The sequence below is a fragment of the Candidatus Edwardsbacteria bacterium genome, assembly GCA_018821925.1.
Taxonomy (GTDB): domain Bacteria; phylum Edwardsbacteria; class AC1; order AC1; family EtOH8; genus UBA2226.
Window position 1 is genome coordinate 1 of sequence record JAHJLF010000001.1, and the last position, 11,447, is coordinate 11,447.

12 protein-coding genes and 1 tRNA gene are annotated in these 11,447 nt (G+C 52.9%); all 13 read right to left on the bottom strand.

The features are described 5' to 3' along the window. Positions 1-1,130 (bottom strand): amidophosphoribosyltransferase (locus KJ869_00005; protein ID MBU1575575.1); only part of this gene is annotated, 1,130 nt, incomplete at its 3' end. Positions 1,131-1,280: 150 nt separating this feature from the next. Beyond that, entirely contained in the window at positions 1,281-2,207 is a 927-nt protein-coding gene (locus tag KJ869_00010) for a 3-phosphoglycerate dehydrogenase (GenBank protein MBU1575576.1), read from the bottom strand. Positions 2,208-2,221: 14 nt separating this feature from the next. After that, positions 2,222-2,395, bottom strand: coding sequence for a type II toxin-antitoxin system HicA family toxin (locus KJ869_00015; GenBank protein ID MBU1575577.1), 174 nt, complete (start codon positions 2,393-2,395; stop codon positions 2,222-2,224). Next, positions 2,392-2,589: a type II toxin-antitoxin system HicB family antitoxin gene (locus KJ869_00020; protein ID MBU1575578.1), complete on the bottom strand. Its 198-nt coding sequence runs from the start codon at positions 2,587-2,589 to the stop codon at positions 2,392-2,394. Before KJ869_00020 ends, KJ869_00015 begins: the two co-directional genes overlap by 4 nt. Before the next feature lie 163 nt (positions 2,590-2,752). Continuing rightward, positions 2,753-3,955, bottom strand: a complete 1,203-nt coding sequence (locus KJ869_00025) for a cofactor-independent phosphoglycerate mutase (GenBank protein ID MBU1575579.1) — start codon at positions 3,953-3,955, stop codon at positions 2,753-2,755. Continuing rightward, the gene (gene thrC, locus KJ869_00030) at positions 3,952-5,307 is read right to left on the bottom strand and encodes a threonine synthase (GenBank protein ID MBU1575580.1); all 1,356 of its coding nucleotides are present in this window, start codon (positions 5,305-5,307) and stop codon (positions 3,952-3,954) included. The genes KJ869_00025 and thrC overlap by 4 nt, the downstream gene beginning before the upstream one ends. Before the next feature lie 26 nt (positions 5,308-5,333). Then, positions 5,334-6,674: an aminotransferase class I/II-fold pyridoxal phosphate-dependent enzyme gene (locus KJ869_00035; GenBank protein ID MBU1575581.1), complete on the bottom strand. Its 1,341-nt coding sequence runs from the start codon at positions 6,672-6,674 to the stop codon at positions 5,334-5,336. Between the two features lie 525 nt (positions 6,675-7,199). After that, the gene (gene serC, locus KJ869_00040) at positions 7,200-8,288 is read right to left on the bottom strand and encodes a 3-phosphoserine/phosphohydroxythreonine transaminase (protein ID MBU1575582.1); all 1,089 of its coding nucleotides are present in this window, start codon (positions 8,286-8,288) and stop codon (positions 7,200-7,202) included. 430 nt (positions 8,289-8,718) lie between these two features. Next, positions 8,719-8,795 (bottom strand) — tRNA-Ala (locus KJ869_00045). A 128-nt stretch (positions 8,796-8,923) separates the two neighbouring features. After that, complete coding sequence (locus KJ869_00050; GenBank protein ID MBU1575583.1) at positions 8,924-9,085, bottom strand: hypothetical protein; 162 nt, start codon at positions 9,083-9,085, stop codon at positions 8,924-8,926. A 17-nt stretch (positions 9,086-9,102) separates the two neighbouring features. Beyond that, complete coding sequence (locus KJ869_00055; GenBank protein ID MBU1575584.1) at positions 9,103-10,269, bottom strand: pyridoxal phosphate-dependent aminotransferase; 1,167 nt, start codon at positions 10,267-10,269, stop codon at positions 9,103-9,105. Positions 10,270-10,398: 129 nt separating this feature from the next. Next, positions 10,399-10,671, bottom strand: coding sequence for a TMEM165/GDT1 family protein (locus KJ869_00060; protein ID MBU1575585.1), 273 nt, complete (start codon positions 10,669-10,671; stop codon positions 10,399-10,401). 115 nt (positions 10,672-10,786) lie between these two features. Next, positions 10,787-11,266 (bottom strand): GxxExxY protein, encoded by a 480-nt coding sequence (locus KJ869_00065; GenBank protein ID MBU1575586.1) that lies wholly within the window; start codon positions 11,264-11,266, stop codon positions 10,787-10,789. Positions 11,267-11,447: the final 181 nt, after the last annotated feature.

Here is an 11,447-nt window from a genome sequence, read left to right on the forward strand (position 1 = left end):
AAAAGCAACGTCGCGCAGGCCACTCTCATATGCACTTCTCGGGCCCCGAAATCATAAATAACCTGAACGTTGTCCTGCAGCTGGGTCCCCCTGACTATGGAGTCCTCGCAGAAGGCAATGCTTTTATCCTTGATGATCTGCTGGTTGGGGATCAGTTTCATTTTTGCCACCAGGTTCCTGGTGGACTGGTTCTGGGGCATAAAACTCCTGGGCCAGGTCGGAGTGTATTTTACCAAGGGGCGCATATAGGGGATCTGTTTCCCGTTGGAATATCCTATGGCATAGCCCACCCCGGAATCCGGGATGCCGGCAACGTAATCGATTTTTGCGTCATCATCCCGGGCCAGAAAGGCGCCGCATTTGTATCGGCATTGTTCAACGTTGATCCCCTGGTAATTCGAGCTGGGATAGCCGTAATACACCCAGAGGAACGAACATATCTGCATTTTATCGCCCGGCTTAGCCTTTTGCTCACAGCCGTCTGCCGTCATCAAAACGATTTCTCCGGGCCCCAGGTCTCTCTCGATACTATACCCCAGATTATGGAAGGAGCTGGATTCCGAAGCCGCGGCAAACGCCCCGCCCTTCCTGCCCAAAACAACCGGGGTTCTGCCCAATTTGTCCCTGGCGGCATAGATGCCCTGGTCGGTCAGCAGAAGAACCGAACATGAACCCTTGATCAGGGATTGCAGGTTGACCAGACCCTCTTCAAAAGTTTTTCCCTCGGATATCAGCATGGCCGCCAGCTCCGTAGGGCTGGTTCCCTTGCCTCCGGTTTCGGAGAAATGCTGGTGGCTTTTAAAGGCCCGGTCCTCCAGCTCGGTTAAATTGCTTATTTTCCCGACAGTGACGATGCCGAATTCCCCCAGGTGCGATTTTATTATCAGCGGCTGGGCGTCGAAATCGCTGATGATCCCGATGCCGCTGTTGCCGCTGAAGCTTCCCAGGTCGGGTTCGAATTTCGCCCTGAAATAATCGGCCTCTATGTTGTGGATTTTCCTGGTAAAACCATCGGGGCTAAGGACCGCCATCCCTCCTCTTTTGGTGCCCAGATGGGAATGGTAATCCGTGCCGTAAAAAAGATCCCGAACACAATCGGTCTTTGAAATATTGCCAAAAAATCCGCCCATTATCCGCCTGCTTTGATAAGATTAATTATTATATGATCATGGTATATATTAGACAATTATCGCCCAAAAAGCAATAAAAAAAACAGGGCCCGATTGGCCCTGTTTTTACCTCTCCCAAATCCCTCCCCTCGAGGGGAGGGTGGGGTGGGGTTATTTATTCACTTGGAAGGTCCTATCGCCCTTCTCCAGGAATTTGACTATCTGGTTGGCGGCCGCCAGCCCGGCGTTGATGTTGGCCTCCGAGGTCTCGGCCCCCATCTTCTTTTTGGTGGCGTGGTAGCGGTTGCCTAACTTCTCGGCGATCTCGGCATGGCAGTCCGGGGCGATGTCGGTGGCGTATTTCAGGTCCTCTCGCTCGGTCATTACTTTTTTGAGACCTTCCTCGTCGATCACTTCCTTGCGGGCGGTGTTGATCAGGGCCGCGCCCTTCTTCATCATCGACAGCAGGCTGTGATTGATGGACTTCTTGGTCTTGTCATTGGCCGGGATGTGCAGGGAGATATAATCGCACTGGGAATAGAGGTCTTCCATCTTATCAAAGACCTTGACCCCTTCGGCCTCCATCTTGGATTTCTCCACGAAAGGATCGAAGGCGCAGATATTCATTCCGAAACCACGGGCGATGGCGGCCACTAATTTTCCCACGTTTCCGTAGGCGTGGATGCCCAGCTTCTTGCCCTTGAGTTCCGAACCGTTGCCCTCGGTGAATTTGTTGCGGGCCAGAAAGACCATCATTCCCATAGCCAGCTCGGCCACGGCGTTGGAGTTCTGGCCCGGGGTGTTCATGGCACAGATGCCCTTGGCGCTGGCGGCGGCCAGGTCAATGTTGTCGTAGCCGGCCCCGGCCCGGACGATGACCTTCAGGTTCTGGCCGGCCTCGATCACCGCGGCATCGGCCTTGTCCGAGCGGATGATCATGGCGTCAACATCGGCCACGGCCTTCAGCAGGTCGGCCTTGTCGGTGTATTTTTCCAGTTTGACCAGTTCGTAACCGGCCTCAGTGAATGTCTTGGCGATTCCGTCCACCGCCGCCTTGGCGAAGGGTTTTTCCGTGGCCAACAGCACTTTTTTTGCCATGATCGTCTCCCTTTTTATGATAATTCTTTAATGATATGTTTCGCCAAATGCTCGTCGATTTCAGTATGCCGGGGAACCGGCTGTTGTTTGCCGGTTGACGGGTTTTTAAACAAATCGTGCCGCCCGCCCCGGCGCATCAGAATGCACCCCAGACCGGAAAGCCTTTTAATAAGTTCCTTGCGCTTCATACCGAAAGTGCCAGCGTCTTTACCTTATGCTCAACGGGGACCTCATCCATCATCATCAACTGGTAGGCATCCTTCAGATTTTCCTCCAGCTCCTTGAGAGTCTCGCCCTGGCTCATTATCTCTGGGTGTTCCAGAAGTTTACCCACCCAGAACTTCTTGCCCTTCCAGTAGATCATGTTAAATGTTGTTTTCATAAAAGCCTCCATGAGAATTGACCAAAGTGCGCCTTTTCACGTGAATGTTTCATCGTTGAGATGTTATCAAAACCCTCATTAAAAGTCAATATTAAACCGCCGGATAATCGGCGGTCTATGAGCACAGTGATAATTGCATTTTTTTCGCCAGGTTTAAACCATTTCAGCCGAACAGTTTTTTTATGAATTCGTTCCCGTGCATCAGGCCGAGGCTTCCCCTTTTAACCGATTCCTCGTCATAAACCTCGACCCCATCGGCCGGGACCCGGGGATCGTAGATGGCCACCGGCACCGGATCCTTGACGTGGTTGCCCATTTCCACCGGCGTGGCGTGGTCGGGCAGCACTGCTACCACGGCCTCCATTTTTTCCTCTTCCAGCCGGCGCATGATCCTGGCCACTAACCGCTGGTCCAGGTATTCGATGGTTTTGATCTTCAGGTCAAGGTCTTTTGAGTGGCCGGCCTCGTCGGTGGCCTCCACGTGGCAGTATACGAAATCGTGGTCCTTCAGGGCCTCGACGGCGGCGTCGGCCTTGCCCTCGTAATTGGTGTCCCAAAGCCCGGTAGCGCCCTTGACCGGGATCACATCCAGGCCGGCATAGACGCCGGTGCCGTTGATCAGGTCCACCGCCGATATCACTGCACCGGAGAGGCCGTAGAGTTCGCCGAAGGTTTTCATCATCGGCTTGCGGCCCGGAGACCACGGCCAGATGTAATTGGCCTGGTCCTTCCCCTCTTTTTTTCTCTTCTGGTTCACCGGGTGGTTGGCCAGGATGTCGTGGGAGCGGAGTATCAGGTCGTTCAGCAGCCCGGCCGTGGCCTTGGCCTCCGGGGTGCGCGGCTTGACCATGAGCTCAGTGATCAGTTTGCCCACGTGGTCATGCGGCGGAAAGCATTCGAAATCCGGTGAGCCCTGCGACAATACCAGCAGGTGCCGGTAGGAGATGCCAGGGTGGAAACGAACAATGTCCGTGCCCAGCTTGGCCTGAATATCAGCGATCAGCTCCTTGGCCTCCTCGGTCGGAATATGTCCGGCTGAGTGGTTCTTGATCCTGCCGTCCTCGACGCAGATCAGGTTGCAGCGCATGGCCACGTCCGTGGGTTTGATGGCGATGCCCAGGCTGGCCGCCTCCAGCACCCCGCGTCCCTGGTAGCACTCCTTGGGGTCGTATCCCAAAACCGTCAGGTTGGCCACCTCGCTGCCGGGGGGCATCTCCGGCTCCACTGTTACTAACTGGCCGCAGCGCCCCTCCCGGGCGATCCGGTCGATGGCCGGTTTGTTGGCCGCCATTAAAGGGGTCTTGCCGTTCAGCTTGGCCACCGGGCGGTCGGACATGCCGTCGCCGAGTATTACCAGATATTTCATGAAAACTTCTCGAGCAGTATTTTTTTGAACTGGCCGTAGTCGTTGCGCATCGGCAGGTACAGCTCCGGCTTTTTCTCCACCTCAGACAGGCTGGGCGGCAGGGCCGGGTCGATGCCGATCAGGCGGGTGATCTCCTCCGGGAACTTGGCCGGGTGGGCGGTCTCGATGGAGATGGCCAGCTCCGGTTTTTCGCCGCTCTTCAAATACCGCATCAGGCCGGCCCAAGCCACGGCGCCGTGGGGCTCCAATATTGTTTTGTATTTTTCATATGTCTCTTTGATGGTGGCCCGGGTCTCGTCGTCGGTGATGCTGACCGCGAATATGTCCTGGCGTATCCTCTCCATGTCCGGATTTTTCGAGATGATCCCCTTCTCGTCCATGGCCCCGCCGTAGAGGTTTACCAACCGGGCCAGGTTCGAGGGGTGGCCAACATTCATGGCATTGGAGATGCAGACCCGGGACGGCTCGATCTTGTCGTACCGGCCGTTCTCGATGAATTTAGGGAACTCGTCGTTGGCGTTGGTGGCGATGACGAACTTTTCCACCGGCACTCCCATCCGCTTGGCCAGCAGGCCGCCCATCATGTCTCCGAAGTTGCCCGAGGGAACGGAGAACACCACGGGCTGGCCCTCCCGCGCCAATCGGGCATAAGCGTAGACGTAGTAGACCGATTGAGGCAGAAGCCGGCCGATGTTGATGGAGTTGGCCGACGAGAACCTAATGTCTTTCAGATCGGGGTCGGTAAAGGCCTGCTTGACCATGGCCTGGCAATCGTCGAACTTGCCGTCCACGCTGAGGACGGTAACATTGCCGCCCAAAGTGGTCATCTGCTTGCGCTGGCGGTCGCTGACCTCGTCCTTGGGGAACAGAACCACCATGTGGATGCGGTCTATGTTATGAAAGGCGTGGGCTACCGCGCTGCCGGTGTCGCCCGAGGTGGCCGTCAGGATCACCAGGTCGCTTTTGTCCTGCTCCAGGAAGAACCGCATCCACCGGGCCATCATCCGGGCGGCGAAATCCTTGAACGAGGCGGTGGGGCCGTGGTCCAACCGCATAAGGTGGTTATTGTCGAACACCTTCTCCAACGGCACCTGGTAATCGTAGCATTCCCGGCAGATGCTTTTTAGTTTCTCGTCCGGGATCATGCCTTCGGTGTAGCGCTTGAGAACGGCGTAGGCGATCTGGTGATAGGGCAGGTCATTGAAGGAAAGTACCTCGTCCAGCGGAATCTGCGGGATCTGCTCCGGCAGATAGAGACCTTTGTCCGGCGCCTGGCCGGTGAGCAGGGCGTCCTTTAAGGAAACCGGTTCGGCTTTAAGATTTGTGGAGTAAAATAATATCTGCTTATCCATGATTAGTTATATCCTTTAATAGCACACTATTTCCGCATTTTAGCCGAAGATGCCCCTCCGGCGGAAAATTCCGGTGAAGTGATATGATGTTTTTTCCCTTTAAGGACAGCCAGCGCCTGGTTAAGATCATTGATAATATCATCGGGGTGTTCGGCCCCGACGCACAAACGGATAAGATTTGGGGGAATGCAGGCCAGCTTTCTGCCTTTCTCTCCCTGTTGGGCATGGGTGGAAATTGTCGGTATGGTGGCCACGGATTTGATGCGACCCAAGTCGGTAGCCCTCCATATTCGCTGCAAGGCATCAAACACCTTCCGGGTATCCTGGTGGGTTCCCTTGACGCAGAACGACATCAGATGGCCGTAGCGGTTTACTTTTTTGCCGTACAGATCGTCATGCTCAGCGTCAACCAAATGCATATATTTCGAGGCCAGCTTGTTAAGGGGATGGGATTTCAGTCCAAGGTATTCAACTTTTTCGACCTGCTTATGGCTTTCCAGGAAAGTTGCCACTTTCATGGTGTTCCTTGACAGCTGGTCCATTCTGGGACGAAGAGTGCGCAAGTCGCTCAGAGCCAACAGCGCATTCATGGGCGACAGGTTCGGCCCGGTATCACGGTTTGGCAGCTGCTTGAGATAAGCGCAGAAATCTGCCTTTAGCTGGTCATTGTCAATATTAGTGGTAAGATTCTTACGGGCGATAACCGCGCCGGCAATACAAAATCCGCTGCTGGTCATCGATTTGGTTACCGATTGAACCACGATATCGGCTCCGTGTGCCAGAGGACGCAGCAAAGCGGGAGTGGCAACGGTTGAATCTATGATCAAGGGGATTTTGTGTTTGTGGGCCAGCGCCGCCACTTTTTCCAGATCGAAAAAGGCTTGCGACGGATTGCTGGGCATTTCCCCGAACAGGAAACGGGTGTTCTCATCAATTTGAGATTCCCATTCCTTAATATTGTTTGAGTTGACAACTTTACGCCATTCGATATTTCGTTCTACATCCTTGCGAACGGAGAAAAGCTGGTAGGTGCCTCCATAAACCTGGCAGGTGGCGACGAAGTTGATGGGTTGGTTGGGTTTTTTCTTGTTTTCCACCAGAAACGGTTCTACCGCACTTTGAATGGCCGCCATTCCGGATGAAGTGGCGCAGCAGGAGGCATCTATGTTCGTTCCATATGATTCCAATAACGCCAGCACGCCTTCCAGGTAATAAACCGTAGGGTTGGCTATTCGGGAATAGCACCAGGTGGGTATCTGATAAGACAGGGCAGCTTCCATTTCATCGGAATCACGAAAGGCCTGGGAAGTTGACATATATAATGGTTCTATGATAGAACCTTGGTTAAAATCAAGGGCCTCCTGCATGGAATAAATGCCATGTACCGCAATTGTGTCAAAACGGCATTTTTTTATCTGCCGAATATTTTGCTGGTGCCATTTGTTTGATCGCTTTGCGGCATTAATGTAACGAGAGATTCCTTGGGGTTTCATAGCTCTTACCTCTTATATTAATTATGAAGATCAAAATCCTTTGATAGGAAAGTTTACGATCCGTTTCAGGGCGACAAGAAGCAACGATTGGAAGCAATATTTCAAACGAACAGATTATCCAAAATTTGCCATTATAAAACCCCTTCCCTCCCAGACATAGTCTGTCCGAGGAAAGGGGTTTGGCTATTTCATTGCATCCTCTTCAAGGGCTGCCACACCGACACCCATTTCGCTGTCTTTACAGCCAAGTCCCTTAAAAGCATTATAAATGTGGCCCTTGGCATAATAATATCCATCGGTCTGTTATAATCCATAAGTGAAATCTTTATTATCTTACCGCACAATTATCTGCTTGGCTGTGATGGCGCTGCCGGACAGGATGATATTTCCGTATTTGATTTATGAATTTGCCTTCTCGAACTTCTTGATGAACTCCACCAGCTTCTCCACACCCTCCAAAGGCATGGCGTTGTAGATGCTGGCCCGCATCCCGCCGGTCTTGCGGTGGCCGCTCAGGGTGGTCAGGCCCTCTTCGGCCGCCTCTTTCAGGAACTTCTTGTCCAGGTCCTCGGAGGCGGTGCGGAAGGGAATGTTCATCAGGGAGCGGTCTTCTTTCTTCTGGACATGGCACTTGAAAATCTTGGAACTGTCCAGCACATCATAGAGCAGAGCCGCCTTCTTCTCGTTGATCTTCTGCATGGCCGGCACGCCGCCCAGGCCCAGTAGATACTCGCACACCAGCTTGATGATATAGATGCCGTAGCAGGGCGGGGTGTTGAACATCGAGCCGCTGTCCACGTGAGTCTTGTACTTCAGCATGGTGGGTGTCTCGGGCTTGGAGAAATCCACCATATCGTCCCTGATGATCACCACCGTCACGCCGGCCGGACCCATGTTCTTCTGGGCCCCGGCATAGATCAGCGCGAATTGCTTGACATCAATTACCTTGGACAAAATATCCGAGGACATGTCCACAACCAGCGGAACGCCCTTGGTATCGGGGTATTTCTTCCAGGAGGTGCCGAAGATTGTATTGTTGGTGGTCATGTGGACATAATCCGCATCCGGCCGCAATTCCTTGGGGTCTATCTCGGGCAGATGGTTGAACACCTCCGGCTCGGATGTGGCCACCACCTTGATGTCGCCGTAGCGCTGGGCTTCCTTGATGGCCTTGGAAGCCCATTCCCCGGTGTTGACGTAGTCGGCCTTGTTGGATTTCTTCATCAGGTTCAAGGGAATCATGGCAAACTGGGTGGAGGCCCCGCCCTGCAGGAACAGCACCTTGTAATTGGCTGGGATATTCATCAGTTCTCTTAAAGATTTCTCAGTCCCGTCTATGATGGACTGGTAGACCTTGGAGCGATGGCTCATCTCCATCACCGACATTCCCGAACCCTGGTAGTCAAGCATCTCTTCCGCAGCTTTTTTTAACACCGCCTCGGGCAGCATCCCCGGACCGGCCGAAAAATTGAAAACCCGCTTTGCCATATCAAACTCCTTATATTATTTTTGTTGATGCAGACCGATGACCATGGATGCAAACAGATACACCTTTTATACGTTGAATCGTTGGCAAAATGGTGGAGCTGAACCGCCTTCCTCCTTCGTCCCTCAATGGGGGCTTCGGCGGACAGGGCGGCGGACTGCTGCCAAGCAAGAAAGAATGATGCTGTGGGATTCTCCGCCGGTCGCCCGGCTTTGATGTCAGGCGGCGGCGGATCTGCCGCTGCTTCGCTTACTTGCCAGGCATCAGGCGGAGAACCCTGCTAACTTCGTTAGCCCTGGGTTCTCACTTTAAATATGGTGGAGCTGATGGGATTCTGCGCCTGCGGCGCATCCGCCGCCGCCCAACTCCATAGCGCCTCTGCCGGCGGAGAACCCTGCTAACTTCGTTAGCCCTGGGTTCTCACTTTAAATATGGTGGAGCTGATGGGATTCGAACCCACTACCTACGCGATGCGAACGCGCCGCTCTACCAAACTGAGCTACAGCCCCACTTATCTGCTTCGTGTTGTGCCCAACTCCCCGCGTCTTGTCCCGCTCTGACCTTACTTATCTGGCTAAGGCGGGAAACTACAGCCACACACCAAGAAATACCAATATCTAATAATTAAAACCAATGACTACAGCTTAATGATATCAAACTTATGGCCAATTATCAATATATTTTTAAAAGGGAAACGCTTCGGCTCGCTGACATTGCTGGACAGCAGGGAGAAGATATCATCCCGGTGGCAGATGTCCTGGTACAGGTCCTTGAACCAGGTCAGGTAGTTGGTTTCCATTTGTGGTGCCTGATTTTCTATTTTCTTGACGCCAGGGCCTTGGCTATCTGCTCCAGAGCCTGCCCGATATTCTCGATGGAGTTGGCGTAGGAAAAGCGGATATACCCCTCCCCGGCCGCCCCGAAGTTGGAGCCGCCCAGGGCGCAGACCCCGGCCTCCGTCAGCAGGAACTCGGTCATCTGCTTGGAGGTCATCCCTGTTTTTTTGATATTGGCGAAGGCATAAAAGGCCCCGGCCGGCATCCGGCAGGAAAGGCCCGGTATCTTATTGATGCCATTGACGATAAAATCCCGCCGCTTTTTGAGCTCGGCCAGCATGGCATCCACCTCATCCTGCGGGCCCTTTAAGGCCTCGATGCAGGCGATCTGGCTGAAGGTGGCGGTGCAGGAGTTGATGTTGGTCATCAGCTGGGCCATATGCTCCACCAATTCCACCGGCATCAGGCCGTAGCCCACCCGCCAGCCGGTCATGGCATAGGTCTTGGAATAGCCGTTGAGGATGATGGTCCGCTCCTTCATGCCGTCGAACTGGGCGATGCTCTCGAACTTGCCCTCGTAGATCATCCGGTCGTAGATCTCGTCGGACAGCACCGGGATGTCGCTATTGACCGAGATGTCGGCCACCGCCTTCAGATCGTCCTTGGTCAATATCCCGCCAGTGGGGTTGTGGGGCGAGTTCAGGATGATCAGCTTGGTCTTCTTGGTAATCTTGGATTTCAGCTCCTTGACGTCCAGCCGAAAATCGTTCTCCTCCCGAAGAGGAAGCGGCACCGGCACCCCGCCGTTGAACTTGACCATGGACTGATAGATGGGAAATCCGGGATCCGGCACTAAGCACTCGTCGCCTTCCTCCAGCAGAGCGGTGATGGCGAAGGACATGATGGGTTTGGCGCCGGGGGTCACCACCACATGCTCCGGCCCGTATGGGACGCCGATCTGTTTAGAATAATATTCGGCGATGGCCTTGCGGTGCTCCGGCAGGCCGGCCGACGGCCCGTAGTGGGTCTTGCCGTCGTCCAGGGCCTTCTTGGCGGCTTCTTTGATATTTTTAGGGGTGTCGAAATCCGGCTCGCCGATCTCCAGGTGGATGATCTTTTTACCCCCGGCCTCCAGTTTCTTGGCCTTGGCCATCATCTCAAAGGCGGTCTCGACTTTGAGCTTCTCCATCTTGGCTGCAAATTTCATCCTCTATCCTTTCAAAATAGTAAATGACTGTTATTCCCCGGCCTTGTTGTCATTCCAGCGAAGGCTGGAATCCAGAAAAACACCGACGATGATCCATGGATGCCTGCCTTCGCAGGCATGACACCGGGTTTATAGTTTCCCCATTATTACCAGGACGCCCATAACGATAAACATCCCCCCGGCGATGTAATGCAGGATATTCTGCGGGACCACCTTGATGATGGCCTGCCCGAACAGCGCCCCGATCAGGGTCACGCAGATCAGCGCCAGACTGCCGCCCAAAAATACCGACACCCAGCTCTTGGACTCGGCGCTCATGGTGATGACGGCCAATTGGGTCTTGTCGCCCAGCTCGGCCAGGAACAGTGTCAGGAATGCCATCCCGAATATCTTCCAGTTCATGTCTTTCCTTTAATATTTATCCGCAGATTTACACAGATTGCCACAGATTCACTAACTTAAGACAAAACGTTTATAGTCTAAACTTGTTTTACCGAAATTAAGCAATAAAGCTTTCTTAAGTCCGGTAGCTTTTAGATAATTTATTACCTGTGCTTCTTCGGTGCCGCTCATATTGGACAGTGCCTTTATTACTCCGGCAATTAAATAGGTGAATAACCTTACCCTTTTTTTGAACGTTCTTGTTGTCATGCTCGTGAAAACGGGCATCCATGCCTGGATTCCTGCCTTCGCAGGAATGACACATTGCGCTATTCACTTGCCGAAGTAATAATTCTAGAATTATAGTGCCAAAGCAAATAAAATCAGCCCGATACGATACATTTAATTGTTGACCTTGGTAAAATACAGGCAGGTTGCTTTCTCTTTGATATGGTATATCAAGTTTTTTCAATTCGATTGCTAAGGCCTCCTGATAAACCGGTTCTAAAAACCCGTGCCCCAGTTCTTTGTGAACATTCATTGCGGCACCGATTATTGCATAGGTCTCTGGGTCTCTCTTATCTGCAACAATATTTTTAGTAAAATCTGTATTCATCTGCGGGTTGGTTCTCCACTCGGAAGGAACATAATTAAGTATTAATCTGCGATAATCTGTGAAATCTGCGGATAGTTCCCGCTCAGTAAAACGAAATATAATAATATACCATTAAACAATTTAAGTCAATCAAAGATTTAACAAAATAGGGGCTGTTACAGCCCCTATAAAAATCAATTCG